Below are 26709 nucleotides of genomic sequence, written 5' to 3'. Positions count from 1 at the left end.
GAGGTTCGCCACGAGGTCAGCCCTCGTCACCGGCACCCGTGCGCCGCAGGTCGGCATCGGTGAGCCCCTCCAGCTCGCCGTGGGTGTCCAGCCAGTACAGCAGGGCGACCGCGGGGATGACGAGCACGACGGCAACAAGGGTGACGAACGCCAGCCAGCGCAGTGTGGTGTGCGCGCCCGCGCCCTCGGAGACGGTCAGCGAGGTCGGGACGAGGTAGGGGCGCTGCGCCATGCCCCAGGCGATGACGGCCGACGCGACCACGCCGACCGCTGTGACCCGGGACCAGGCTCCGGAGGGCCGCGTCAACAGCCATGCGGTGGCGAGCGTGCCCAGCGCTGCCACGATGACGAGGACGAGACCCACACCGTGAGTGAGCCCGTGCCACACATGAGGCGCGTCCCCGTGCGTGACGAACAGGGTGATGACGGCGAGCACGGCGACGACGGCCAGGGCGCCCAGCGCCCGCCGGCGGAAGTACCGGTCCAGGTCCGGCACGGCGAAGCGCCGGGCGTCCGCGGCGAGGAAGACGGCGCCGAGCAACGCCGTGGCCGCGATGGCGAGCAGACCGAACAGCAGCGACGTGGGATTGGCCCAGGCATCCGTCGACGCCTTCGTCGTGGCTGTCACTCGGCCCGAGGCCACTCCCCCGGCCGCGGCACCGAGGAAGAACGGCGTCAGCATCGAGGAGACGGCGAAGACCGCCCCGTACAGGCGCCGGCCGGCCAGCCGCCGGACGGGTTTGCGCAGGGCGAAGCCGGCGCCGCGCAGCACGATGCCCACGGCGGCCAGCGCCAGGGGCAGCCACATCGTGGTGAACACCTGCTGGAAGAGGACGGGGAATCCCGTCCACATGATGACCAGCACGAAGATCAGCCAGACGTTGTTGACCTCCCAGACGGGCTCCATCGCGTGGTCGATCAGCCATCGTGGGCGCTTGCCGCGCTCCGCTCCGCCCGCGGTCAGGTCCCAGAAGCCGGCTCCGTAGTCGGTGCCGCCGCCGCAGGCATAGGCGGCGATCGCGAGCAGCAGGACGACGGCGATGACCCCGGCGATCACGGTCGGCTCCCGGCGGAGCGCGGCCCGTACGGTGTGTCCGTCTCTGGCGTGTCCGTCTCCCGTGTCTCCTTCGGTGTCCGCGGTCCGCCCGCCTCGTCGGCGAGCCGCCAGCGGGAGCGCATTTTCAGCAGCACCGCGAGGAACGACCCGAAGACGAAGACGTACACCACGACGACCAGGGCGAACATGATCCACAGACTGCCTGAACGCGTGGCCGTCACGGCTTCCGCGACCCGCATGTTCTGGTACACGATCCACGGCTGACGGCCCACTTCGGTGGCGATCCAGCCGCACTCGACGGCGACGACGGAGGCGAGGCCTGACCCGGCCGCGCACCGGAAGAACCAGGGTGAGAGGGGCATCCTGCGGCGCAGCAACCACATCGCCGCGTACCAGAGCGCGAGCAGCACCAGCAAGGAGCCGATCCCGACCATGATGTCGAAGGCCCAGTGGGCGATGGTGGCCTGCGTGGCCGTCGGCCGGTCGCTCGCGGGTACCGAGGTAAGCCCGGTCACCTTGGTGTCCGCGTGGAACCCGGCGAGGATGGAGTCGAGCTGCGGGATCCGGATACCGCCGGAGATGCTCCCGTTCGGATGCAGTCGGCCGAACAGGTATTCGGGCACGTGTGTGTCGGTCCTCCAGACGATCTCCATCGCGGCGAACTTCACCGGCTGCTTGTGGAAGACCTGCCGGGCGATGGAGTCGCCGAGCACGAACTGCACGGGTGTGAACACCGCGGCGAGCGTGAAGGGGATCGTGAAACCGAGCCGGTGGTAACGGTCCCGGCGGCCGCGCAGCCGGCCGACGGCGTAGACGCCGGCCACGACGTAGCCCGCCGTCACCAGCATCGCCACGACGAAATGCCAGTACTGCGGGCCGAACATGGGCGTGAAGATCGCCTTCCAGATCTTCACGTCCACGGGCTTGCCGGCGGAGTCGAGGGTGAAGCCGCGCGGGGTGTTCATCCACGAGTTGGCGGCCAGGATGCCGAAGGCACCGAGCAGCGCCACAAGGGGCAGGGGCAGCCCGAGCAGGAAGTGGGTCCGGGGAGGAAGCCTTCGCCAGCCGTAGAGATAGATGGCGATGAGGACGGCCTCCAGGAAGAAGGCCCAGGCCTCGACACCGAACCCGATGCCGAAGACATCGCCCCACCGGCCCATCATGCCCGGCCACAGCAGTCCGAACTCGAACGACAGCACGGTGCCGGTGACGACCCCGATCGCGAACTGGACCGCCATGACGGCCGACCAGCGCCGTGCCAGCAGCAGGGCGGTCGCATCGTCACGGCGCAGACCGTAGCCGTGCATGATGAGCGTGATCAACGGCAGTGCGACGCCCAGGGGGACCAGAATGATGTGGGAGGCGAGGGTGAAGGCCATCAGCGATCTGGCCGGCAGCGTTTGCGCCGGCGCGTCCGCCAGCAGCAGGACGATGTGCATGTGGGTCTCTCCGGGAGCCGACGCGGATGAGGTGGGTCAGCCGCCGGTGGCGAAGCCGGGGAAGAGAGTCATGCCGCCGTCGACGTACAGGGTGGTTCCCACGACGTAGTCCATGAGGTCGGAAGCGAGGCCGACGACGGCGTGGGCGATGTCCTCCGGATCACCGATCCGGTCGTAGGGGATCAGCCGCAGGAGATCCTTCTGCGCCTCGGGCGTCTCCCAGGCGCTGCGGTTGATGGGCGTCTTGATGGCCCCGGGGGCAACCGCGTTCACGCGGATCTTCTTCGGGGCGAGCTCCTGGGCCAGGGTCTCCATCATCATCTGCACGCCGCCCTTGGACGCCGCGTAGTTGACGTGGCCGGTCCAAGGGATGATCTGGTGCACCGAACTCATGCAGATGATCTTCCCGGCAGCGCGTGACACCTCGGGCACGACTCCGCGGCGCAGGAACTCCTTGGTCGCCTCACGGGCACAGAGGAACTGCCCGGTGAGATTGACGTCCAGGACCTTCCGCCACTGGGCGAGGGTCATTTCGGTGAACGGGGCGTCGCGCTGCATGCCGGCGTTGGCTACCAGGACGTCGATCGTGCCGAATTCCTGGACCATCCGGTTCACCATCGCGACGACCTGGCCCTCGTCGGACACGTCCGCCTCGTAGGCCGCCGCCCGCACTCCGAAGGCAGTGATCTCCTCGACCACCTTCTCGGCTTCCTCCTTGCCCACGACGTAGTTCACGACCACGTCGGCCCCGGCTCGGCCCAGGGCGACGGCCGTCGCCCTGCCGATTCCGGAGTTCGCGCCGGTCACCAGTGCCTTCTGCCCCCTCAGCAGGTTGGCGGGGACCACGCCCTGGGGTGCACCCTCGGTGGAAGTCACGATGTCCTGTTCCTCCATTGCGTGCCCGCTTCTGCCGGGCCCTTCGCCCGGAGGTTCAGGCATCACACAAGCACCGGGGAGGGGCGGCGGCATGCCGGAGCGGACCGCGTTGCGCTGCCCGGCCGAGGATCTTCGCCCGGTCGGAGTCCGGGCACCGACGGAGGGTCAGCTCAGCCGCTCCACCAGGTGGTCGCCCACACGCAGGGCGTTCGCGATGGCCGTCAGGGACGGATTGACCGCGCCGATGCTCGGGAAGAAGCTCGTGTCGACGACGTAGAGGTTGTCCAGGTCGTGGGCCCTGCAGTTGACGTCCAGGGCCGAGGACGCCGGGTCGGTGCCGAAGCGCACCGTACCGGCCTGGTGTGCGGTGGCGCCGATCGGCATGCCCTTGTGCAGGTAGATGCTGTGGGACAGCAGACGGTGCTCGTCCATGCCCAGATGGCCGAGCATGTGCTGCAGCTTGTGCCGCAGGCGCTTGAGACCGGCGATGTTGTTGCCCTCGTCGAGCGTGAGCCGGATACGGCCGTCGTCTTCCAGGGTCACCCGGTTGTCCGCCTGCGGCAGGTCCTCGCCGCACAGCCAGAAGTCGACGGCGTGATGGGCCAGGACTTCGAAGGGCATGTCGGGCGTCACCGCTCCGGCCCAGCGCGGGGCCTCGCCGTGGATCTGCTCGGCATCCGACTTGCCGAGCATCTGGATCCCGCCGAGGGGGTAGTCCCAGTCGTCCGCGCCCAGGTACCAGTCGTGCAGGGCGAGGGTCTTCTGGAACTGGGTGTCATTGGGCTCCTTCGAAACGGCCATCAGCGCGAGGTTGTTGTGGCGCATGTAGTACCGGCCGACCACGTCCGAGCTGTTCGCCAGCCCGTGCGGATGCCGGTCGTTGCCGGAAGCGAGCAGCAGGGCCGCGGAGTTGACGGCCCCGCAGGCCACGACCACGACGTCGGCCGAGAACCGGGCCTCCTCCTCGCCCGGAAGCCGGGCGACGACGGTGGTGACGCTGCGCCCGGTGGCGTCGGTCTCCAGCCGCGTCACCCGGGCGTTGGTGACCATCTCCACGTTCGGGTGTTGCAGTGCCGGCTCCACACAGATGACCTGGGCGTCGGACTTGCCGCGAACCAGGCAGGGGAAGCCGTCCACCCGGTTGCAGCGGATGCAGACACTGGAGTGGGTGGCCCGGCCGTACTCGTCCTGGGTGAGGTCGACCCCGATCGGCAGGTGGAAGGGGTGCAGCCCCCGCTTCTCCAGGTCATGGCTCAACTGCTCGATGCGTGGCTCGTGGTCGACCGGCGGGTAGGCGTACTGTGCGCTGCACCTCCCTTCCCAGGGATCCTCGCCGTGCCGGCCGTGCACCAGGTAGAGGTGCTCCGCCTGGGTGTAGTACGGCTCCAGGTCCTCGTAGCCGATCGGCCATGCGGGAGAGATGCCGCCGTGATGGCGCAGTTCGCCGAAGTCCTCCGGGCGCAGCCGGAACAGCGCCGCGCCGTAGAACTTGGTGTTGCCGCCGACGTAGTAGTTCACCTCGGGCGGGAACTCGTTGCCGTGTCTGTCGAGCCAGAACTCCGGGGCCCGGTACTTGGCCTTCACGAACACGGCCGTGGAGTCCCAGTTGTCGCGTTCACGCCGCAGGTAATCACCGCGTTCGAGGATGAGAACGCGTTTGCCCGACGGAGCGAGGCGGTGGGCGAGCGTGCCGCCGCCGGCGCCGGTACCGATGACGATGACGTCGTAAGGGGGGAGAGTGTCCACGACGGCAACCACCGTCCTTGCTCGTTCGGTCTCCGGCCGTTGCCGGGGCCTGCCATGGCTTTCCCTCTTCGAACGTACGCGCCACGCGGCGATGTGGCACCTGGAGCCGCGGCCGGCGCGGTCACAGAAGGGCGATCGGGTTCACCGGGGAGCCGGTGGCCGCCGGGAGCCGCAGGGGGGCGACCACGCACAGGAAGTGCCAGCGCCGCTGCTGTTCGCACACCGGTACCAGTTCCTCGAAGTCCAGGTAGTCCAGCAGATGCAGCCCCATGGCGTTGACGGCCAGCACGTGCACGGGAAACGGGACCGCGGCCACCGCACTCGGCGCCGTGTCGCTGTTGCCGTCCGAGCCCAGGGCGGACACGCGCCGCTCGGCCACGAAGCGCATCGCCGTCGGATGCAGACCCGCCCTGGCACGCGCCACGTCCCAGGCCCCGACGGTCCGGCGCCGCAGGCGGTGCCCCACGCGCACGAACAGCAGATCACCCGGTCCGACCGTCGTACGCTGCGCGGTCTCGGCCGCAACGAGGTCATCGGCGGTCACCTGTTCCCCGGGATCGAGCCACGCCACCCCGCGCAGACGCGGGATGTCCAGCAGGACACCACGGCCGACGATGCCGTCGCGCACCAGGTCGAGGGTGAGCGCACCGGCGCCGTCCGGCGTCACGGTGCTCGCGGGGACACCGCCGTACAGCTCGCCGTCGAACATCACGTGGCACAGCGCGTCGAGGTGGCTGTCGACGTCACCGTGCACGTTCATGGCGAACCGGTCACGGGCGAACGCCAGCCCGTGCCCGCCGGTCTCCCCTTTCGCCGGTGCCGTCATCCGGTGGGACGCGGGCTCCGGACTGTCCGGACCGGACCGGGTCTCGACGGGCGCGGCCAGCGACACGGTGCGTCCGCACCGGACCTCGGCGGCGGCCGCCACCACCCGCTCGGGCGTGAGCCGGTCCAGCGCGCCACGCCGGTGTTCCCCGCCGCCCGGGGCCTGGTCCCGCAGTCGGTGGTACAGGTCGCGAAAGGCGGCTTCGGACATGGAACGCGATGCCGCGGGATGCGAGGGTGCGGGCTGCGGATGAGAGGTCATCGGGAACTCCTCCTCGCCCCCCTCGGCCGGCGCTCACGGCTGTCGTCCCAGGTGGCGGCGGGTCGGGCGTCGGGGGGCGACCGACCTGCCCACGGGCGGCACGGCGCGGCCGGGCGGCAGCAGCTCGGCCGTCACGAAGCCGACCACGGCGGAGAGGATCATCACGGGGATCATCACGACGCTGCCGGGCACCAGGACGACCAGCACCACACTGCTGACGGGGAAGCCGCAGCACGGCTGCCACCGCGGCTGCCAGACCGGGTACGACGCCCGGGCCGGGCGCCTCTTGCGGCTGTGTACCGACAGCGGGGGCGGCGGATGGATCCGACCGCTTCACGGCACCGTCCCTCCCGTGTCAGCCAGGGGTCGTGCGCTTCTGTGCGCCGAACTCGTCGGCGCCCCCTCCCGTCATTGCAGCACTCTGCCAAGGGCCCCGCACGTCCTGACGGCGGCCGCGAGCCCCGGAAGGCTGGTGATCGCTTGACCTGACCGCCGCCCTGGCGCGGACGATGACGGCTCCCGAGCCTCTGGGGCATGGGATCCCGAGGTCTTGCCGGGCGTGTCCGGCAACGCCGAGGGAGAGATGTTCGGCAGCGACTGAGGGTGGCACAGCGACGCGCCGACGCACCCTGACGGCAGTGCGGCCGACCGCGGTCACCCGGGCAGGAACGGCCGGCGGGAGACAGGTCGTACGATTGACCGCCGCTTCGGCCGATGCATACCGTTGATCACCAGGGGGAGCCGTTGTGTCCAGCCGAATCCAGCCGCTGCAGCAGGGCGACCCTCTTCGGGTGGGTTCCTACCGCGTCGTGGGACGGCTGGGGACAGGAGGCATGGGCACCGTCTACGCCGCGATCGACTCCGCCCAAACCCGGATGGCCATCAAAGTCGTGCATCCGGCGCAGGCCGCTGACGAGGAGTTCCGCGCCCGCTTCCGGCGGGAGGTACATCTCTCTCAGCAGGTCACCGGGGAGTGCCTGGTCCCGGTCCGCGAAGCGGACACCGAAGGCCCCGCCCCGTGGCTGGCAACGCCCTTCGTTCCAGGCCCCACCCTGGACCGGCAGGTGGCCACCGCAGGCCCCCTGGACGGAGCTTCGCTGTGCGCGGTGGCGGCCGGCACAGCCGCAGCGCTCACCGCAATCCACGACGCAGGCATCGTCCACCGGGACGTGAAACCACAAAACGTCATCCTCTCCCCGACCGGGCCGAAACTGCTGGACTTCGGCATCGCCCATGCCCTGGACGGCACTTCGGTGACCCGTACCGGAGTGATGACCGGAACGCCGGGCTGGATCAGCCCCGAGCACTACCGCACCGGCGTCGTCGGTCCAGAAGCAGACATCTTCGCCTGGGGTGCCCTCATCGGCTACGCCGCCACCGGCCGTTTGCCCTTTGGCAGCGGCGCTGCGGATGTTGTGGCCTTTCGCGTGCTGTCCGCAGAGCCGGACCTCGACGGCGTACCCGGCGGACTGCGGCCGCTGGTGGAGCAGTCCCTGTCCAAAGAGCCGTCCGACCGGCCGACCGCCGCCGAACTCGCACACGCCAGCACCCTGTTGCTCGCATCACAGGAGACAGCCGTCCTCCCCACCGCCGAGGATGGCCGGCAGCCCTCCCTCGTCGCCGATCTGATCAGCCTCAACTGGCGCCTGCCTCCTGGGGCCGAACCCGACTGGCCGGCTCCGTCACGGCGGCGAAACCGTACGCGGCTGTACCTGGCGGTCGCCGCAGCCGCTGCGGTCCTTGGCAGCATGGGCGGCGCCCTCGCCGCCTCCCAGGCATCAGATACCGCGCAAGGACAAGCCCCTGCGGGGAGCAGTACCTCCACAGTGGCAGCCGGTGCCGCTGCCGCTGCCCAGCACTCCCCCAGCCAGGTAGAAAGCCCGACAACGTCTGCTTCCGCGATACCGACCGCTACGCCGCACACGCTCGAGGCGGCTCCGGCACCCGCCTACACGCGCACCGACGATGCCCAGCCCACCATCGACGAATGGGTCGCCGCCCGTGTACCGGCCACACCCGCAGAGAGAGCAGCCGCCCAGCGCCTGATCAACGACGCAGCTCCCATTCTCAAAGGGCAGAACTACATGGGCGACGACGTCATCGTCACCTTCAACCCCACAGCACAAACCATGTTCGTTACTTTCGGACCTGGAACCTTCCCCGAAGGACAGGACTACCAGGACGACCCCAACTGGACCGACATCCGCCGCGGGCTGATGTTCGGCAGCTGCTCCGAAGCCCAGCAAGACTTCCACAACGACACCACTTGGCCCTACGGACGCGCCGTCGTCGTCTACCGAGAATCCATGGCCAGCCCACTCGTGGCCGACTTCCGCGACGTCACCCACATCGACAGCTGCCGCGTCTGAACACCCCACCCTTCCAACCGTCTCACCGCAGTCCCGAAACGACCGCAGCAGCTCCGTCGTCTCGGCACACCGCCCGGTCCGGGCGCGGCTGCCCGGGCGGCAATTTGGGGGCGCTCAGAGGGAGGAGAACTTCTCGTCCCGCGGCTGAATCCGCAGGTTCATACGGGATCCTCCTGGGCCGACGGCACCGCGGTATGCGGCGCGCCGCCGCTTCGCGAGGAGGTTGTACGTCCCCAGTGGACGGCAAAAGGAAAAGGAAAGGAGGCTACCCGCTCCTTTCCACTCTCAACCTATAGCGCACCGGGGGGCTTGCGGCAAGGCCCCCGTCATGCCGCAGAATCGCCGGCCTGAGCCGGAACCTACGGAAACGGGTGTCGCGAAGTGCGCGTGTTGTTGTCGACGTATGGGTCGCGCGGGGACGTCGAACCGGTGGCGGGACTCGCGGTGCGGTTGCGGGCACTCGGCGCGGAGGTGCGGGTGTGCGCACCTCCGGACGAGGACTTCGCGCAGCGGCTGGCCGGTGTCGGCGTGCCGATGGTGCCCTTCGGTCAGTCGGCGCGCACACTGACGACCGCGGCGCCGCCGCCGTCATCGGCGGACCTGCCCCGGCGCGCGGCCGAGTTGATCGCCAGCCAGTTCGACGCGGTCATCACGGCGGCCGAGGGATGTGACGCGCTGGTGGCGACCGGCGTGCTGCCGGCTGCGGCCGGCGCCCGGTCGGTGGCCGAGAAACTGGGCATCCGCTCCGTGTCCGTGACCTTCCAGCAGCTCACCCTGCCGTCGCCGCACCACCCGCCGTTGGCGTACCCGGGCCGGCCCTTCCCGCCGGAGGTGACCGACAACCGGATGCTGTGGGACCTGGACGCCCAGAGCACCAATGCGCTGTTCGGTGAGGCGCTCAACACCAACCGGGCGTCGATCGGCCTGCCCCCGGTGGACAACGTCCGCGACTACGTCATCGGCGACCGGCCGTGGCTGGCGACGGACCCGGCCCTGGACCCGTGGCGGGAGACGCCCGACCTCGGCGTCGTGCAGACCGGCGCGTGGATCCTGCCCGACGTCCGCCGGCTCCCGGCCGAGTTGGTGGCGTTCCTGGACGCCGGCACACCACCGGTGTACGTGGGCTTCGGCAGCATGCCCATGCGCACCTCGCAGGACATCGCCCAGGTGGCCGTCGAGGCGATCCGCGCGCAGGGCCGCCGCGCGGTCGTGACCCGCGGCTGGGCCGACCTGGCCCCGACCGACGACCGGGACGACTGCTTCGTCGTCGGCGAGGTCAACCAGCAGGCACTGTTCGGCCGGATGGCCGCCGTCGTGCACCACGGCGGCGCGGGCACCACGACGACGGCCGCCCGGGCCGGCGCGCCTCAGGTGGTCGTACCCCAGGCGGCGGACCAGCCATACTGGGCCGGCCGGGTGACCGACCTGGGCATCGGCGCGGCACACAGTGGTCCGACGCCGACCACCGAGTCCCTGTCGGCCGCGCTCAGGACAGCCCTGACCCCCGAGACCCGCGCACGAGCGAGGGCCGTGGCCGGCACGATCCGCACCGACGGCGCGACGGTGGCCGCGAAGCTGCTGCTCGACGCGACCAGCCGGTAGAGGCCGGCAGTGCCCGTGTGAACCACGCGGGATCGTCGAGCCATGACCCGGAACACGACAACCTGCGAACCAGCCCTGACGACCAGAACCGACGACGGCCACGGGGTCCACGTCGGACGGAGCGTTGCTCGTCATGGCCACCAGGTTCGTCACACCTGTCCAGACGCCTTGCCGCGCGCAAAGCTCGCGAGCGACCTCAGATCGGAGCCGATGACGTGAACCCCCTGACCACCAGGGCGTTTGACCTTCCCGACCGCCTCTCCCCCAAGGCCGACCCGACGCTGATCGCCGGCGACGAGCAGCACTTCGCGGCCATCGCGGAGTGCCTGGAGCAGTCGATCACCGAACTGTCCGACCGCCTCGGTGCCGAGCGCAAGGCGCCCGGAGGCATCGGCCGGCAGGCGATGGACCGGGACATGGAGATCCACCGGCTGACCGCTCGCCTGCGCGCACTGCGCCGCTTCGGTCTGGACCTGTGCCTCGGACACATGGTCGGCACGGACGACCCCGAGCCCGTGTACGTCGGAAGGCTTGGCCTCACGGACAGCGCCGGTCGCCGGCTGCTGCTCGACTGGCGCTCCCCCGCGGCCGAGCCGTTCTTCGGAGCCACCCACGCCAACCCGATGGGTCTGGCAAGCCGCCGCAGGTATCGCTGGACCCGCGGCCGGATCAGCGACTACTGGGACGAGGTGTTCACCTCGGACGGGTTTGCCGGACACGCCGCGCTCGACGACCAGTCCGCCTTCATCGCCAGCCTGGGCAGCAACAGGTCGCCACGGATGCGAGACGTGCTCGGCACCATCCAGGCCGACCAGGACGCCATCATCCGCGCGGGATCCCGCGGCGCTCTCGTTGTCGACGGCGGTCCGGGTACGGGGAAGACCGTCGTCGCCCTGCACCGCTCCGCCTACCTCCTCTACTCCGACCCTCGCCTCGGTCACCGCCGGGGCGGCGTGCTGATCGTCGGTCCGCACCAGCCCTACCTGGCGTACGTCGCCGACGTCCTCCCCAGCCTCGGAGAGGAGGGCGTGCAGACCTGCACCCTGCGGGACCTCGTCGCCGAGGGAGCCGCAGCAGCGGTCGAGGCCGACCCGGATGTGGCCCTGCTGAAGTCGTCCGCGAACCTGGTGAAGGCGATCGAGACGGCTGTCAGGTTCTACGAGGAGCCGCCCACCAAGGGGATGACGGTCACGACCCACTGGTCCGACATCCGGCTGAGCGCCGGCGACTGGGCCGTGGCGTTCGAAGCGGCGGAGCCCGGTACTCCGCACAACGAGGCGCGCGACCAGGTCTGGGAGGAACTGCTCGCACTCCTGGTGGACAAGCACGACGGCGAGGTCCCGGCCGACCTGCTCCGCAAGTCGCTGCGGAAGAACAGGGAGTTGCTCACTGCCTTCAACCGGGCATGGCCACTGCTCGAAGCGGCCGACCTGGTGGGAGACCTGTGGTCGGTACCCGCCTACCTCCGGTTGTGCGCTCCCTGGCTCGGCCCCGATGACGTTCAGCGGCTGCAGCGCGAGGATGCCCGGGCCTGGACGGTGTCCGACCTGCCGCTCCTGGACGCGGCACGGCAGCGGCTCGGCGACCCGGAGGCGTCGCGACGCAAGCGTCGGCACGACGCCACTGTCGCCGCCGAACGCGAGCGCATGGCCCGCGTCATCGACAACCTGCTCGAGGCCGATGCCGACGGTGAAGGCGCGGTGACGATGCTGCACGGACAGGACCTGCGGGACACCCTGGTCGACGAGAGCGCACTGCCCAGCGCCGAACCGGACCTGCTCGCCGGGCCGTTCGCGCACATCGTCGTGGACGAGGCCCAGGAACTGACCGACGCGGAGTGGCAGATGCTGCTGCTGCGCTGCCCGTCCCGGAGCTTCACCGTCGTCGGGGACCGTGCCCAGGCCAGGCACGGGTTCACGGAGTCGTGGCAGGAACGGCTCGAGCGGATCGGGCTCGACCGGATCCAGCTGGCCTCCCTGAGCATCAACTACCGGACGCCGGAAGAAGTCATGGCGGAAGCCGAACCGGTCATCCGGGCCGTGCTCCCGGACGCCAACGTGCCGACCTCCATCCGCAGCGGCGGCGTCCCCGTCCTGCACGGATCCGCTTCGGATCTGAGCTCGATCCTCGACGCCTGGCTCGCCGCACATGCCGACGGGATCGCCTGCGTCATCGGCGATCCCACGTTCCGGGCGTCGTCCCGCGTCCGGTCGCTGACCCCTGAGTTGTCGAAGGGGCTCGAGTTCGACCTGGTCGTGCTCATCGACCCGGAGGAGTTCGGCTTCGGCAACGGCATCGAAGGAGCGGTCGACCGCTATGTCGCGATGACCCGGGCGACCCGGCAACTCGTCATCCTCACGAGCTCCTGACTTCGACCGCTCTGTCCTCCGGGAACCGCGCCTTGTTTGTCCGAGGCCGCGGATAGCGCGCCGCATCCAGTGAGACGATCACGAGAGGACGACTGCTGATACCTGACGCCGGCGGACGGGGGCCTGCCCCGCGACCGGCCCACCGTGCCCCTGCGCAAGCCGGATGCCGACGAGCGCGCCGATGCGGCCCGGCACCTGGACGCGGCCGGCCCCCTGACACCGGACCAGCATCTCCTGCGCGTACCCCTCGACGACGACCAACGCGCTTTCGGGCAGCCTCTCGTGGCCCGGCTCATCGAGCACCGGGAGGGCGTGGGATCCGATTCCGCCCCCAGGACCCCGCTGCCGCTCGGCGCCCTTGCCCTGGCCACCCTCGCCGTCCAGGTGCACGGATGGGGACTGGGCGTCCGCTCCGGCCACCTGCCGCACGGCCTGCTGGGTGACACGCAGGCGCTTCGGCAAGCGGCGGAGGCCGGAACCAATGACCTGGGCCACTGGCATGCACGGTAGGTTCAGCAGCCGTTGGCGTGCGCCCGGTCTGCCCAGCGGTCTCACTCCTCTTGGACCCGTTTCGCCTGCAGTGCCACCTGGGCGGCCGCTATCGGACGGCCGGTGACCGACCCGCGGCCTCCGCTCGATACCGCCCCGGTGTGGTACCGAACTCCCTGTCGAAGGCGTGTGAGAGTGCGTACGGGCTGCCGTAGCCGACTCGGCGGGCGATGGCGGCCAGGGTGTCCGGGGTGTCGCGGAGCTGGATGGCGGCAAGGGTCAGGCGCCACCAGGTGAGGTATGCCATCGGAGGGCGGCCCACCAGGGTGGTGAACCGGCGCGCCAGGGTGGGACGGGAGACGCCCGCCTCCGCGGCCAGGCGGTCGTTGGTCCATGGGGCGGCCGGGTTCGAGTGCAGCGCCCGCAGGGCGGCGGCCGTCACCGGATCGCCCAGTACGCCGGGCCAGGCTCCGCTGGTGGCCTCGGTCATCCAGGAGCGGATCATGTAGACGAGGAGGAGGTCGAGCAGGCTCGGGAGCGCGATGCAGGAGCCGGGCCGCCTCGCGTCCAGTTCACCGGCGAGCAGGTCGATCGCGGCGCGCAGTTCGAGGTGGCTGCCCACTCGGTTGGGAAGGTGGACGACCTTGGGCAGTTCCGCCATGAGCGGGTGTACGCGGCTGCGGTCGAGCCGGTACTTGCCGCACAACATCTCCACCTCGCCGTGATCGGACCGGGTTCGCGGGCCTGTCCCCGTAAGCCATTGCTCCAACGGCACCGCCTTCTCCACAGCCGCCGCATCGACTTGGGCATGGGCGATCACATGGCCCGTGCCATGGGGCAGCAGCACCGCGTCACCCACGCCGAGGGAGACCGGGGCGCCGCCGTCGGGCAGCAGCCAGCAGCCGCCCTCCAGGACGACGTGGAAGCCCGCGCCGTCGTACGGGTCCAGCCGTGCGCACCAACTCCCACCCACCCGCACCCGGTTGGACGAGGGGTGTCCAAGGCGCACGGCAGAGATCGCGTCGCTCACCACATCCATCCACGCAGGTTATCTCTCACATCAGGAGTGAGACGGATACGTATTCGGATGAGCCGAGTACGCATTGAGAGCATCGTCCGGCCTTCCTTAAGGTCGAGCGCATGACGAACGAGAGTGTGCAGAGCATCGTGCTGGGGGATGCCGAGGTCATCCGGGTCGTCGAGTGGCAGGGCCCGTTCGTGTCTGCCTCCGGCCTGGTTCCCGAGGCTGCTGCCGACGTATGGAAGGACAACGAGGACTGGCTGTCGCCGGACCACTGGGAGCCGGACAGCGACCGGGCGGTGGTCGCCCTGCAGACCTGGGTGCTGCGCAGCGGAGGGCGGACCGTCCTGATCGACACAGGGGTGGGCAACGGGCGCGAGCGACCGGGCTCACCGCAGTTTCACCACTGGCAGGGTGATTTCCTCGGCCCCTTGGCAGCGGCCGGAGTCCACCCGCAGGATGTCGACATCGTCGTCAACACCCACCTCCACGGCGATCACGTCGGCTGGAACACCGTCGACGCGGACGGGCAGTGGGTACCGACGTTCCCCAACGCCCAATACCTCATTCCGGCCGCCGACGACTTCCATTTCGGTCCGGACAACGCGTATGGGAACGGCCTGCGGGAGGACGACCGCCTGATCTACGAAGACAGCATCGCCCCCATCCACCGGGCCGGACAGGCCGTGCGGTGGGATGGCCTCCACCGCATCGACGAGCACCTCACCCTGGAGTCCGCGCCCGGCCACACTCCCGGCTCGAGCGTGCTGCGGCTCGCATCCGGGAGCGACCGGGCGGTTTTCGTCGGGGATCTTCTGCACAGCCCGGTGCAGATCCTCCAGCCCTCCTGCAACAGCTGCTTCTGCCTGGTCCCGGAGCAAGCGGTGGCCAGTCGCCGTCGGATTCTCCAACGGGCCGCCGATGAACGGGAGCTGGTCGTCCCTGCGCACTTCGGTGGTGCGGGTGCCATGGAAGTCCGCCGGGAGAGCGGTGGGTTCACCCTCGGTCCATGGGCAACCACCGGCCCGGAATAGAGAGCATCAGTCCCTGACGGCAATTGAGCACCGTGCACCGTACGGGTGAGAGAAACGTGTTGCTGTACCGGATACACCATCTTCTGCCGCACCATGAGCGCAGCAGAAGGAACAGGTCGAACGCACACTCTTCCGGTGCGCCGGAAGGAAGAAACATGGACCGCTTCGCCAATGAGGTTTTTCTCTGTCGGCGAAGCGGTCCATTTCTGATCTGACGCCTTCTCGACTTCGGATACATTCACTGCGATCTCGGATTCAACAAGAGGCGTGATGCACCAAGAATCCACTGGACGGTCACCGCTTCGGTGCCTGCCGAGGCAACGTTCACGAAAACGTCCGACGCGGCGCGGGGCGACAATCATCTCAACGCTGCTCACCTTGTTCGCCACGACCTTGATGAGCGGCGGCGTCGCCTCCGCCCACCCGCTGCCTGCCGTTTCGAACCGCGCCAAGAGTCCTGCGGTCCTGGCACCGACCGGGTCGCCAACCTCCAAGGAAGTAATGGAGTTCGGGTGTGCGCATCCGAACTCGCCCGGCACAGTCGGCTGTTACGGTCTCATGATTGCGCACCGTACCGCCGCAGGGCAGTATTCGCCGACGGTCAGCGGCACTCCGACCGGCGCCGGCTACACGCCGTCCGACCTGCGGTCGGCATACCGACTGACCGGCACCTCCGGCTCGGGGCGCACGGTGGCCATCGTCGATGCGTATGACGATCCGACCGCCGAGGCCGACCTGGCGGTCTACCGCCGATCCTATGGCCTTCCGCCGTGCACCACGGCCAACGGGTGTTTCCGCAAGGTGAACCAGAACGGGAAGACCTCACCCCTTCCGTCGGGCGACTACGGCTGGGCGGAAGAGATCAGCCTTGATCTCGACATGGTCTCCGCCGCCTGCCCCGACTGTCACATCCTGCTGGTCGAAGCCAATTCGGCCTACACCACCGACCTGATGAAAGCCGAAGACCAAGCGGCCGCCACCCCCGGTGTGGCATCCGTCTCCAACAGCTGGGGTGCGCCGGAGGACGATACGGTGACCTCCTACGACGTTCACCTCAACCACCCCCGTGTCGCCATCGCCGTCAGTTCCGGGGATTCCGGCTACGGTGTGTCCTGGCCGGCCTCTTCCCCGTACGTCACCGCGGTCGGCGGAACAACGCTGCACAAAGCGACCAACGCCCGCGGCTGGAGTGAAACGGCGTGGAGCGGCGCAGGTTCGGGCTGCTCGGCCTACGAGCCAAGACCCGCATGGCAGCACGACCCCGCCTGCAGCCGGCGAACGGTCTCGGATGTGTCCGCAGTCGCCGACCCGTACACCGGAGTGGCCACCTACGACACCTACAACAACTGCGGCCACACAAGTCTGTGCGATACGTTGCTCTCCCTCGGCCTGGTCAAGGGAGCCGACGGCTGGATCCAGGTGGGCGGCACCAGCGTCGCCTCCCCGATCATCGCCAGCGTCTACGCGCTCGCCGGCAATACCGCATCAACCGTGCACGGCTCCTACCCGTACAGCCATACCCCGGCACTCAACGACGTGACCTCCGGCAGCAACGGCTCCTGCGCCGGCAGTTACCTGTGCAAGGCAGGCCCTGGCTACGACGGCCCGACCGGGCTCGGCACGCCCAAGGGCACCGGAGCCTTCTGAGCCCTGCCGGCCGGTCACACGGTGAGCAACCGATGCCTTCCCGATTCTCGAGGACGGGCACCGGACGACGGACCCGACCGGATGGTCGCGGAACACAAAGGCCGGGGCCTCCTGAACAGCCCGCTGGTATCGAATCAGCGAGCATCAACAGGAGGCCCCGGAACGTTCAGGTTCGGCGGAGGACGCGGCCTGCTCCAGCCGCGACGGTGGTCGCCAACAGCCAGCCGGTCCCGATGAAGATGATCGCCACCCACTGCATGGCTCCGGACGGCCCGTACGTCCTTTCCTGGCCGAGGTCGACAAGCGGCAGCAGCAGATCAAGGGTGTAAATGACCGGCTGGAAGCGGGGATAGGGACCGCCGCCCACGGGTGTGGGGGGCCAGTCCCTGAAGAGCGTGGAGCCGATGGCCAGGAGGCAGACCAGAAGCCATACGGCCCGCATCGGGCGATACCCGTAGCCGACGGTGACGTCCTGCAGGAAACCCCACAGCCGGGCCGGCAGCGCCAGAGTCGACCGCATGCGGCGCTGCTTGGCGACCAGGACGGTCCGTGCGTCGGCGTCCCGGCCGTGCTGCCGGTAGACCGAGGCCAGTTGCTCGTACGGCTGTGGTGTGAAGCCGTCCGGGTCCCGCCCGAGCCAGGGAAGACGCTCCGCGGCGGGCAGGGCGGGGCGAAGGGTGTCGTAGACGGTTCCCTCCACGACGAGGGAGGCGGGCCAGGCCGTGGGCTCGTCCTGCAGCAGCCCCACCCTGGTACGGCTGAGATCGACGATGCCCCGGGGTGCATCACGGGGCTGAAGAGACAGTACGGCCGCCGTCGTACCACGGCAGACGAGGGCCTTCTCGCCGGCGGCCGTGTCCAGGAGCGCGCCGGCGAGGCACAGGGTGCTCCGGATGGTGGCGCTGCCGAGGTGGATCCTGCCGTGGGCGGTGAAGCCGTCGCAGAGGTTCACTACGCCGCCGACGTCGACGCCGTTGGCCCTCAGTACGGCCCTGCCGCTGTCAGGGCCGGTCAGTTCAGCGGCTTCGAAGAGGACCGACCCGCCCACGCGGGCGTCACACAGGTCGATGGTGCCGTGTGCCGTCAGCCCGCCCCGGCAGTCGAGATCGCCTCCGATGTGCGTGCGGGCCGCCGTGAGGGCTGTACCCGAACGGAAGCTCAGCCGGGCGCCTTTGAGCACGACGCTGCCACGTACGGACGTGTCCGCGAGGGTGATCGGGCCGTGCACGACGAGTCCCCGTTCGGCCTGGATGTCGCCCCCGATCCGCGCACAGCCCAGATGGAGGGCGTAGCGGCCCGCGTCGAGCCCCGGACCGGTGAGGGTGGCGTCGCACAACTCCACCGATGCCCCGATCGAGGCCCCGCAGAGGTTGACCGTTCCGGTGCAGGAGAAGCCGTGCCCCAGATACAGGCCGCCACCGACCGTGATCTCGGACATCTGAAGATTGCCCCTGAGACCGCTGATCGTTGCTCCCCGCAGCACGAGGGCGTCCTGCACGCGGGCGTTGTTCAGGTGGACGGGGCCTGCGCAGTCCAGGCCCGTTGCCCACAGGGACTCGTCCACGGCGACGGACTGGGCATCGATTCCGGCTTCTCCCGGCACGGGGCGGACCGTTGTGCTCTGGAACAACAGATGCGTGCCGACGCTGAGGGAGCGCAGGTCCAGGGTGCCGTTGACGGTGCAGCGGGTCGCTTTGAACTCCTGGGCGACGCGGGCACTGCGCGCTTGCAGACCGGGGAGCCGGCACTCGTCGAGTTCAACCGCCTCGAACTGCCCGCCCTCCAGGCAGGGGGCCGCATCGAAGCGGCACCGCTGCAGACGCACGGCCCCCTGCACGGCGGCCTCGGACAGATCCAGCTGCCCCCGTATGCGAACGCCCCGCAGCCGGAGCCGGGCCAGGTGACCGGGGTACGGGGACGGCGCGGACAGCAGCAGTCTGCGCACGGCGTCCCCGCGCACCTCCGGCACGGCCTCGCACCAGTCGCCCCGGCGATACGCCTCCCACATGCAACGCTCTCCCGCGTCCCACCCGGCCGGTGGGTCATCGTCCTCCGCCACTTGAGTCCCCCTCTGCTGCAGCGAAGCCGAGCGAGCACCCCTTCTCTGCCCATGGAGGGGGTTGATCACCCGCGGATCCGAGTGCGGCTGGCCCGGCCCTTCGGCCTCAGCACCCTGGTTTCTCGTCGATGTGAACGGTGGTCACCGTCTCCGGGTGCAGGACGCGTGTCTCCCCCGGGGAGACACAGATGCCGTGGAGTCGGCCGTCCGCGGAGTCCCGCAGGGTGAGGATGGCCCGCACATCGCCGAGCGCGCTGTACACCGCGTAGGAGCCGTACGCTTGCGGGCCGAGGTCCTGCGGGTCCCTGGTGATCTCGTGATACGCGACCGTGGGGTGTTCCAGGGTCCAGTCGGCCTCCGTCTTGTAGAAGCACAGGCGCAGCCCGGGACAGCCGTGGCCGGTACCGGCCGTTGCGGGCGGAGCAAGCGCCAGCGCGGTGGCGCTCAGGGCTGCTCCGGCCGAGATCAGCCCGATCAGCCTGCGGGCTGCGGTACCCAAGTGCGCTCCGGTGTGCATCGCGTTCGCCTTTCGGGCAATTGACGTCCAAGGATGTGACGCGCTGATCCAGGGAGCGCCGACCGGCCGGCACGGCCGCGGTCGGCGCTCGCGAGGAGGATCCGGTCAGCAGTTCTGGATGTACCAGATCTTTGCCCAGTTGCCGTGAGTGTCGTGGCTGGGCGCCGGCGGAGTGGTGTAGACCCAGTAGCCGTACTTGTCGTACATCTCCGCCTGGATGCCGTCCGACTGGTTGTTGTACCAGGATCCGGGGCCGTTCCAGCCGCTTCCCTGGAGCTTGTAGTAGTCACAGGGGCCCATCTTCTGGAGCTTGCCGGTGTAGTTCACCCCCGTGTACGCGCAGAAGTCCCCCTTCGGACACGAGGACGGCGCACCGGCCATCGCCGTGGCCGCGGCTTCGGACGGGCTCTGGGCCAGCTCACGCGCGTATGTCTCGCCCGGGATGACGAACAGCGTCGACGAACCGTGGCCGAAGGCCACCTCGTTGGCCGCGATCTGATTTCCGCCCTCGGACGCCAGGTAGGCATCCACCTGGCGCTGGAGCACGTTCATCTGCGCATTGGTCAGTCCGGCTCCGGCGGCCTGGTGCCGGAAGGCGGCGGTCGCGGTGGTTCCGGTGGAGGCCGCCGAAGTGGTGGCGGGCGCGGCCACCATGACGCCGGCGCTGAGGAGGGCGGCTCCGGCGAGCTGGGCGACGCGTAAGCGCTGGGACACAGTCTCTCCTTGTGGTCTGGGTGGACGATCCCTTGCGGCAGCAGCCTGCGCCGGCCGGCCAGAGCTGGGCCAGATCCGGCGGCCGGGTCGGGACAGGGTGGGACGTCCCGCCTCCGACCTGCTGGGACGAGGGTGGCGCCGACACCGGGACGGGACGGCGACGGCCGGTCAGGGAGTGGTGGTGGAGGCGGAGGAGGTGATCGGCGGAGGCGGCTCGGTCAGATGTACGGAACCTCCCGGCTTCGTACAGTCATGCGAACCCGAGGTGAGAAGGGTGCAGGCCCTGGCCTCCGACGGAGCTCCGGAGGCGACCATGGCACTGTAGACGTCGGTGTCATAGTGAACCCGCTCCTGGTAGGAGGCACCGTTGTCCGCCACGACTTTGGCGATGTCGCCGGGGCCTCCCCAGCTGATGCGTGCCCATGCCGCCCTGCAGGAGTCGCTGTACCGCAGCTCCACGTAGACGCCCCGGATCCTCGTCATCGCGGCGGTCCAGGCGTCTCCCGCGCAGCCCGTGCTCTTGGGATCCTTGCCGGTGCAGCTCTCCTGGAAGCAGCGGGTGTCGAGTGCTCCGGACTCCGCGGAGGCCGTTGCCACCGGGTGCGCAGAAGTGTGCGGCCGGACGCCGGCCGGATTCCACCACATGGCGGTGACGCCGGCGGTCAGGGCGGCCACCGCGGTGGCCGTGACAACGAAGACGCGACGACGGCGTGGCGTCCGGACACGTTCGCCGGGTGTGACGGCCGGGACGGCGCGGAGGGGCCTTCGTGGAGACGTCTCCGAGACATGGCGCCCGCTCCAGGCCCGGTCGGCGAGGTCCCACAGGGCGACCAGCCGGGCCGGCTCGGCGTGCACGAGGCTGCCCAGGGATTCGACGGCCTGCTGAGGTGGCAACGCCTTGCCGTTGAGATAGCGCTCCCAGGACGACTTGCTGTGCAGGGTGCGCTCGGCCAAGGAGGACAGGCTCAGTCCGCTGCGGTCCTTGTACTCGCGCAACTGCTCGATCAGTTGGCGTACATCAGAATGGAGGGAGTGCGGCAAAGGCTTCCAGTCGGTCATGGAGACATCTCAAGCCCGTCACCGCAGTGCTGCATACGCCCCTTTTGGCCACCCCTACTACGGACAGGTCGATGTGAGGGGATTTTCAGGCCAACGCACAGCGAGCCCGCCTCCGTTCCGGTACGAAATTGCACATGGGGCGGACCGGTATGGCCAGAGGGGCGGTCACGGCGGTAACGGTGTTCACGTTGAGCGCGGCATCCGCTGCCACCCCACCCGTACCGTCGCCTCCGCCTCCCTATGTGGAGGGACGGGGAGCCCTGGCGGACGACTGGCGGGACGAGCCGCGGCTCGTCGGGGCCCAGACCCCACGCAGCGACCTGGTGGGACTTTGGCAGTCGGTGCTGTGGGCCGACGGCTACCTGCCCCGCTCCCGTGTCGACTGCACGTACGACAAGGCGACTGCCGAGGCCACCCGGGTGTGGCAGAGCAACCACGGTCTGTCGGCAGACGGCATCGTGGGCCCGGTGACGTTCGGGTTCGCCGGCCGGCGACTCGTCCGCATGCCACCGTGGACGGTATACCGAGGTGAGGCGCGCTATCTGCCGCTGCGCCGTGGGAGCGGCGGTGTGTACGAGGCCTACGACGGCGGCCGCTTTCACGCCCTGAGGACCGACAAGGTCACCCTGACCCTGTGCTGTCGCCACTGACCGGTCCGAACCAGCTGTCGTGCTCAGTCACGCCGAACTGCTGACCGGCTATCACCACGCAGGCTCTGGCCCGGTGCTGATCCGCCGCCACCATGGCCGTCCGGAAGGCACCAGGAGTGGCGGCCTGCGTCGTGGCCCCTGCAGCGGCCACCAGGAGGCGCGCGGTACCACGTGCGGGATCGACCTCGGCCCACGCGGCCCGGCAGGCCGGACTGTACTCGAGGCGCAGGGTACGGCCGAGCCCGCTCAGCGCATGGATCGTGGAGCTGTCGCGGTCGCACCCCTCCCGGTACGGGTCCTGGCCCTGACAGGAACGGTCCTTGCAGGCTGCCCCCGTCGACAGCTCCCCCGAGGGGTTCAACGCCCACGGCCACGCCGGCGCGCCTTCGGGTGCTCCCGAGGGCACATCCCCGTCGTCTGCGCCATGATTCCAGGGCCGTAGGAGCAGCATGACCGCCAAGAGGATGCAGGCCACCGCCACGGCACCCACGGTCAGCCTCCACGAGAGGGCCCGCCGCGCCGCGTGGGGCGGAAATCGAGGCTCTGGGTTCGACGGCTCCTGGCCCGCCGCCTCCCCTGTCGTCGGAACATCCTCCCTCGGAGCGGCGGGCCCGGCAGGGGCTCCTGTCTCCCAGGCACTCGAGGCGGACTCCCACAGCACACGCAGGAACTCCCGGTCCGCACGGGCGAACCTGCCCAGCGCTTCGACGGCCGCCCACGGCGACAGGGCCCGCCCATTGAGGTAACGGTGCCAGGACGACCTGCTGTACGCGGTCTTGCCGGCGAGCGACGTCAGGGTGAGCTTCGAATGATCCTTGTTCGTCCTGAGCTCTTCGACCAGCCGCCGAACCGCAGGTGGAAGATCACCGGGCAGCGGTCGCCACCGGCTCATCAGCATCCCTCCCCCGCCGTGGGCCTGGCCCGCGGACAAGGGCGAGTGTGCCACGGCCGTACTGGGAGTGTCCGCTCGGTCGCCGAGGATTGGCTCGTAAGCGGGGGGCGGGGCATGAGCGGCATGCCTTCCGACCCCCGGCTACCGGGCGGCCACTCTTCGATACGCGGCGTGGGCTGTTGTCGGGGCCGCGAGTACGCCTGGCCCGACGTGGGCGGTGACTACTGTTGACGCCACCTGTCGTACTGGTCGGAGGGATCGCAGGGCGTCGTTTGCAGGAGGGTGCCGTTTGCCACGCCGGGCGTCGACAGGCAGAGTCCGCTCGCCGCGTTCTGCCAAAGGTCGTACCACCCCGAGGGTGCCCCAAGGGGGTTGTCCGCGAAGAAGACGCGCCACTGCTGGGTGGGGTCGCGGACGCGTCGCAGAACGCCATCGTGACCGGCCCCTCCCCTGAGGTGGGGGCGGTGACGGAACTTCGCACTGGGCCAGGCGTCCGGCTTCAGCCGTACGCCGCAGCCGCGGTGGATCCTCACTGCGGCCCGTCCGGTGCCGTCGGACACCTCGTCAGCGCAGGGCGCCAGGCTACTCAGAACCGGGAATCACAGACAGCTCCTATAACAGGCCATCTCATTGGGTGATTGAGCGGTACTGAACTCGGCTTGTGATGTCGGGGGGCGTTTGCTGATCACTCCGCCGACACCGCGATGTCCAGGAGCTGGTGGTGGAGTCCAGGCCGGGCGAACAACGCGGCTCCGGTGTCGGTGCGTTGCCGGCCGGAGAGGTCACTGAAGACTCCGCCGGCTTCCTGGGCAGAGATGCGGTGGGATCCACCTGGGACCAGCCTCGCACGGTCACCTTCGTGGTGACGAAATCTGACGCCGACTGGCCAGGTTTTCGGGCGTTCTGCATTCACGGCTCGTGGACACCGCGCGGAAGTCGACACCGAAGGCCCGCCCCGTGGCCGGCAACGCCCTTCGTCCCAGGCCCCAACTCGCCTTGGCCTCGCGGGTTTCCGCGAACGTGACGCTGCCCACTGACGCCCACCGGCTACCTGGAAACGGACAGGTCGGCCGAACCCTGGTCACTCGGCGGGATGATGGCCCGCTTCACCCCCGGTGTCCTCACCATCTACGGCAGCGCACTGCGCCGCCCGGTGGGCCGAGCAGCCCACGAGGTTCTGGCCGCGGACTGATCCGCCCGATGAGGTCCGGGATGGCCTCGGCTCGGCTGCCCGAGCCGGGCAGGTACCGGAGAGCCGGGGGAAGCTGCGTACACCCGAGACGGCCCGAGGGCGGCCGGAGGCCGATGACCGCACAAACGGTCCCCGGCCTCCGCCGGTATGCGATGTCCGTGCCGGCCATGCCGTCAGGAGCCCGCGGTGGGGTCGAACTGCCACCTCACCGGCGCGCCCGCTGCGGCGGGCTAGCGGCGGCCGCGATGGTCATCGTCATACCGGTGCCGGTCGCCATACCCGCCGCGGTGCCAGTCCCGGTCCCGGTCACGGTTCCGGTCCCAGTCACCGAAGCGGTCACGGTCACGGTCGTGGTACCAGCCCAGGTACCGGTCCCAGTCACCGAAGCGGTCACGGTCGCGGTCGCGGTACCAGCCGCGGTTCCGACCCCCGTCACGGCGGCCGTCGTTGCCGCTGCCGACGCCGTGCGCATGGTAGCTGCGCGCGTACGTCCGCCCGTCGTGGTCATGGCCGCCTCCGTCGGCGAGGGCCGGCATGGCGGCCGCTGCGACGAGGGCCCCCGATGCCACACAGACGGCCATCAGACGGGCCGTGGTACGAGAAACAGACATGAACCTGTCCTCTCACGTTCGTGCACACCGCCCCGAGCGGAGTCGGTGTGCCATCCGTTCTCGGTCCAGTGCCGAGATCCGCCACTGTGGCCCTCCTCGCAGCCGGCAGAGCAACAGACGGCTCCACATTACGAAATGCTGACATATCCGTAACGCTCCCTTGTGGAGGCCATCCATACGGGAAGGAGCCCCGGCCGCGGCCGCCTCCCTGCTCCGGCCGCATCCTCACCAGCGGAAAGACAATTGACGTTCATGACACCCTTGACGAGTCCGCAGCCCCGGCTCCCCCAACCGGCCCAACGGCTTCCGTAACGACGGGCGGGCCTCCAATCAGAGGACCCGCTGCAGCCGCGACGCACCAATCCGTCCACCCGGCCACCGGCACCGGCACCGGCACCGGCAACGTCGGCTCCTTGGCCGGGCGCTCAAGGGGCGGAGGCCGCCCGTGGCGCGATCGGCTTCGGACACCGTCTATTCTCCCCACCATGAACGAGGGGGAGAACGACAGACGGGTCGTCGACGGGCGCTTCGAACTGGAAGTCCGGCTCGGAGGCGGCGGCATGGGCACGGTGTGGCGTGCTCGCGACCTGCTGCTGGACCGTCGCGTGGCGGTGAAGGAAGTGCGACTTTCAGGTGCCGACCACGCGGAGTACGCCCCAGAGGGTGCGCGGACGTTGCGCGAGCGGGTACTGCGTGAGGCCCGTGCTCTGGCCCGGGTGGACCACCCGAACGTCGTGACGATCCACCACATTGTGGATGGCGGAGACGGTACCTACCCGTGGATCGTCATGGAGTTCGTCGACGGCGGCTCCCTTGCCGACCGGCTGGACCGGGGCGCGATGACTCCCGTGGAGACCGCCCGAATCGGGCGTGGCGTGCTCGCCGCCCTGCGCGCGGCGCACGACGCGGGCGTCGAGCACCGGGACGTGAAGCCGGCCAACGTACTCCTGCGCAAGGACGGCCGGCCCGTGCTCACGGACTTCGGGATCGCCGCTGTCCAGGAGGCGCCAACGCTGACGGCCACGGGTTCCCTGATCGGCACGCCCGACTACATGGCGCCCGAGCGTGTCGCGGGCAACCAGGGTGGTCCTGCGGCGGACCTGTGGTCGCTGGCAATGATGATCTACACCGCTGTCGAGGGCCATCACCCACTGCGCCGGGGAACCACACTGGCCACCCTTGCCGCCGTGCTCCACGACGACGTGCCACCCCCCGTGAAGGCCGGCCCGTTGACCCCGATGCTGACCAGTGTCCTGGTCCGGGATCCCGCGGCGCGCCCGGACGCCGAAACAGTGGACCGCATGCTGGCCGGGGTGGCGGAAGCCCACCATGCCCCTGAGCCGACCTCCTACCCTCTCGCGGATCCGAGAAGGCCGGCGCCGGCACCGATACCGGACACGGAGCAGTCCGGCCAACGCCCGCCCCACACACCACAGGCCACTGCCGGGCCGTGGACATCGGCACGGCAGGATGCCCACAAGTCCTGGGCACCGGTACGGCAGGACGCCGTACCCGTCGGTGCGGCGGACACGAGGGAACACGCCAATGGCCCCGGAGCCCGTTCGCGCTCGGGGCGGTCGGGGCGCTCCGGCCGCCCCACCCCGGCCTTGGGTGCCCTGGCGGCGATGGTGACCGGCGGACTGATCTGGGCCGTGTGGCCCGGAAGTGGCGACAGCGGTGCCGCCGCGACCCCGGGCAACACGCGCACCGTGTCCCCCGGCGCCGGGCACGCCACCTCCCAGGACTCCGCCGGGCCCACCGATACGACGTCGGATCCGGCTCACCCGAGGACCTCCCAGCAGACCACCGATCTCCTCACCCCCGACGGCATTCGGTCCGCCATCGAGGCCATCGAGAAGAAGACGGGTCGCGACACCTTCGGTGACTTCTCCGTCTATCCCGACCACGTCTCGGCCTCGGTCATGGTCAAGGGCAGCCGGACCCGGTACGACAGCTACACCTACCGCGTCGGCAGCGGCGTGGAGAAGGACATCATCAGCGGTTCGCTGTCCGGAGGCGAACAGCCGGTGAGCCTGAAGGACTTCCGCTGGGACGCCGTTCCCACGCTGCTCCGGCGGGCGCACGAACAGCTGAACGTCAAGAAGCCGACGTTGCGCTACCTGCTCGTGCGCCAGCCGGACACCATCTTCCATACGCCGGCCGGGATGGCGGTCTACCTGAGCGACGACTACCAGCAGAGCGGCTATGTGGAGGCCGACACACAGGGCAAGGTGACCAAAGTGGTGCCGGCCGAGGGGTGATGGAACGGCGGCTTCCGA

General features: G+C 69.7%; 21 protein-coding genes. 8 read left to right on the top strand and 13 right to left on the bottom strand.

Annotation, left to right across the window (positions count from 1 at the left end; translation table 11 throughout):
• Nucleotides 1-16 precede the first annotated feature (16 nt).
• The 6 genes from ACH4UM_RS31290 to ACH4UM_RS31265 all read right to left on the bottom strand — a co-directional run bounded on the left by ACH4UM_RS31290 (nt 17) and on the right by ACH4UM_RS31265 (nt 6415).
• Nucleotides 17-1057, bottom strand: coding sequence for a cytochrome d ubiquinol oxidase subunit II (locus ACH4UM_RS31290; protein ID WP_398186605.1), 1041 nt, complete (start codon nt 1055-1057; stop codon nt 17-19).
• Nucleotides 1054-2496, bottom strand: coding sequence for a cytochrome ubiquinol oxidase subunit I (locus ACH4UM_RS31285; RefSeq protein WP_398186603.1), 1443 nt, complete (start codon nt 2494-2496; stop codon nt 1054-1056). The genes ACH4UM_RS31290 and ACH4UM_RS31285 overlap by 4 nt, the downstream gene beginning before the upstream one ends.
• Nucleotides 2497-2532: 36 nt before the next feature.
• Entirely contained in the window at nt 2533-3327 is a 795-nt protein-coding gene (locus tag ACH4UM_RS31280; RefSeq protein ID WP_398186880.1) for an SDR family oxidoreductase, read from the bottom strand.
• A gap of 210 nt (nt 3328-3537) precedes the next feature.
• The gene (locus ACH4UM_RS31275; RefSeq protein ID WP_398186600.1) at nt 3538-5118 is read right to left on the bottom strand and encodes a GMC oxidoreductase; all 1581 of its coding nucleotides are present in this window, start codon (nt 5116-5118) and stop codon (nt 3538-3540) included.
• Nucleotides 5119-5239: 121 nt separating this feature from the next.
• Nucleotides 5240-6154 (bottom strand): cyclase family protein, encoded by a 915-nt coding sequence (locus ACH4UM_RS31270; RefSeq protein WP_398186877.1) that lies wholly within the window; start codon nt 6152-6154, stop codon nt 5240-5242.
• 84 nt (nt 6155-6238) lie between these two features.
• Nucleotides 6239-6415, bottom strand: a complete 177-nt coding sequence (locus ACH4UM_RS31265; protein WP_398186598.1) for a hypothetical protein — start codon at nt 6413-6415, stop codon at nt 6239-6241.
• 623 nt (nt 6416-7038) lie between these two features.
• Between ACH4UM_RS31265 and ACH4UM_RS31260 the strand changes: the two genes are divergently transcribed.
• From ACH4UM_RS31260 to ACH4UM_RS31245, 4 genes are all read left to right on the top strand, one after another.
• Nucleotides 7039-8574: a serine/threonine protein kinase gene (locus ACH4UM_RS31260; RefSeq protein WP_398186596.1), complete on the top strand. Its 1536-nt coding sequence runs from the start codon at nt 7039-7041 to the stop codon at nt 8572-8574.
• Nucleotides 8575-8961: 387 nt separating this feature from the next.
• Nucleotides 8962-10176, top strand: coding sequence for a glycosyltransferase (locus ACH4UM_RS31255; protein ID WP_398186875.1), 1215 nt, complete (start codon nt 8962-8964; stop codon nt 10174-10176).
• Between the two features lie 215 nt (nt 10177-10391).
• Nucleotides 10392-12545: an RNA polymerase recycling motor ATPase HelR gene (gene helR / locus ACH4UM_RS31250; protein WP_398186594.1), complete on the top strand. Its 2154-nt coding sequence runs from the start codon at nt 10392-10394 to the stop codon at nt 12543-12545.
• A 102-nt stretch (nt 12546-12647) separates the two neighbouring features.
• Nucleotides 12648-13055 carry an Imm49 family immunity protein gene (locus tag ACH4UM_RS31245; protein WP_398186872.1) on the top strand — a complete coding sequence of 136 codons (408 nt, stop codon included), beginning with the start codon at nt 12648-12650 and terminating at the stop codon, nt 13053-13055.
• Nucleotides 13056-13143: 88 nt separating this feature from the next.
• Here ACH4UM_RS31245 and ACH4UM_RS31240 read toward each other — a convergent pair whose 3' ends face one another.
• Nucleotides 13144-14073: an AraC family transcriptional regulator gene (locus tag ACH4UM_RS31240; protein WP_398186591.1), complete on the bottom strand. Its 930-nt coding sequence runs from the start codon at nt 14071-14073 to the stop codon at nt 13144-13146.
• Between the two features lie 101 nt (nt 14074-14174).
• Here ACH4UM_RS31240 and ACH4UM_RS31235 point away from each other — a divergent pair, with 101 nt between their 5' ends.
• Together ACH4UM_RS31235 and ACH4UM_RS31230 are read left to right on the top strand one after the other, a co-directional pair.
• Entirely contained in the window at nt 14175-15089 is a 915-nt protein-coding gene (locus tag ACH4UM_RS31235) for an MBL fold metallo-hydrolase (protein WP_398186588.1), read from the top strand.
• A gap of 270 nt (nt 15090-15359) precedes the next feature.
• Complete coding sequence (locus ACH4UM_RS31230) at nt 15360-16736, top strand: S8 family serine peptidase (protein ID WP_398186585.1); 1377 nt, start codon at nt 15360-15362, stop codon at nt 16734-16736.
• 166 nt (nt 16737-16902) lie between these two features.
• Here ACH4UM_RS31230 and ACH4UM_RS31225 read toward each other — a convergent pair whose 3' ends face one another.
• The 4 genes from ACH4UM_RS31225 to ACH4UM_RS31210 form a co-directional block, all read right to left on the bottom strand.
• Nucleotides 16903-18744, bottom strand: coding sequence for a hypothetical protein (locus ACH4UM_RS31225; protein WP_398186582.1), 1842 nt, complete (start codon nt 18742-18744; stop codon nt 16903-16905).
• Between the two features lie 157 nt (nt 18745-18901).
• Nucleotides 18902-19294 carry a hypothetical protein gene (locus tag ACH4UM_RS31220; protein WP_398186579.1) on the bottom strand — a complete coding sequence of 131 codons (393 nt, stop codon included), beginning with the start codon at nt 19292-19294 and terminating at the stop codon, nt 18902-18904.
• Nucleotides 19295-19417: 123 nt separating this feature from the next.
• Nucleotides 19418-20026, bottom strand: a complete 609-nt coding sequence (locus ACH4UM_RS31215) for a peptidase inhibitor family I36 protein (protein WP_398186576.1) — start codon at nt 20024-20026, stop codon at nt 19418-19420.
• A 168-nt stretch (nt 20027-20194) separates the two neighbouring features.
• Nucleotides 20195-21085, bottom strand: coding sequence for a DUF2690 domain-containing protein (locus ACH4UM_RS31210; protein WP_398186574.1), 891 nt, complete (start codon nt 21083-21085; stop codon nt 20195-20197).
• Between the two features lie 242 nt (nt 21086-21327).
• Between ACH4UM_RS31210 and ACH4UM_RS31205 the strand changes: the two genes are divergently transcribed.
• On the top strand, nt 21328-21735 hold the full coding sequence (locus ACH4UM_RS31205) for a peptidoglycan-binding protein (RefSeq protein WP_398186571.1): 408 nt from the start codon (nt 21328-21330) through the stop codon (nt 21733-21735).
• Here the strand turns inward: ACH4UM_RS31205 and ACH4UM_RS31200 are convergent.
• Together ACH4UM_RS31200 and ACH4UM_RS31195 are read right to left on the bottom strand one after the other, a co-directional pair.
• Entirely contained in the window at nt 21707-22627 is a 921-nt protein-coding gene (locus tag ACH4UM_RS31200) for a DUF2690 domain-containing protein (protein WP_398186569.1), read from the bottom strand. The genes ACH4UM_RS31205 and ACH4UM_RS31200 overlap by 29 nt on opposite strands.
• 1422 nt (nt 22628-24049) lie before the next feature.
• Nucleotides 24050-24430, bottom strand: a complete 381-nt coding sequence (locus ACH4UM_RS31195; RefSeq protein WP_398186567.1) for a hypothetical protein — start codon at nt 24428-24430, stop codon at nt 24050-24052.
• Nucleotides 24431-24915: 485 nt separating this feature from the next.
• Between ACH4UM_RS31195 and ACH4UM_RS31190 the strand changes: the two genes are divergently transcribed.
• Entirely contained in the window at nt 24916-26691 is a 1776-nt protein-coding gene (locus tag ACH4UM_RS31190; protein ID WP_398186565.1) for a serine/threonine-protein kinase, read from the top strand.
• Nucleotides 26692-26709 lie beyond the last annotated feature (18 nt).

The organism is Streptomyces sp. NPDC020801 (assembly GCF_044334385.1).
Lineage (GTDB): Bacteria > Actinomycetota > Actinomycetes > Streptomycetales > Streptomycetaceae > Streptomyces.
This window is presented reverse-complemented; position numbering and strand designations above follow the sequence as displayed.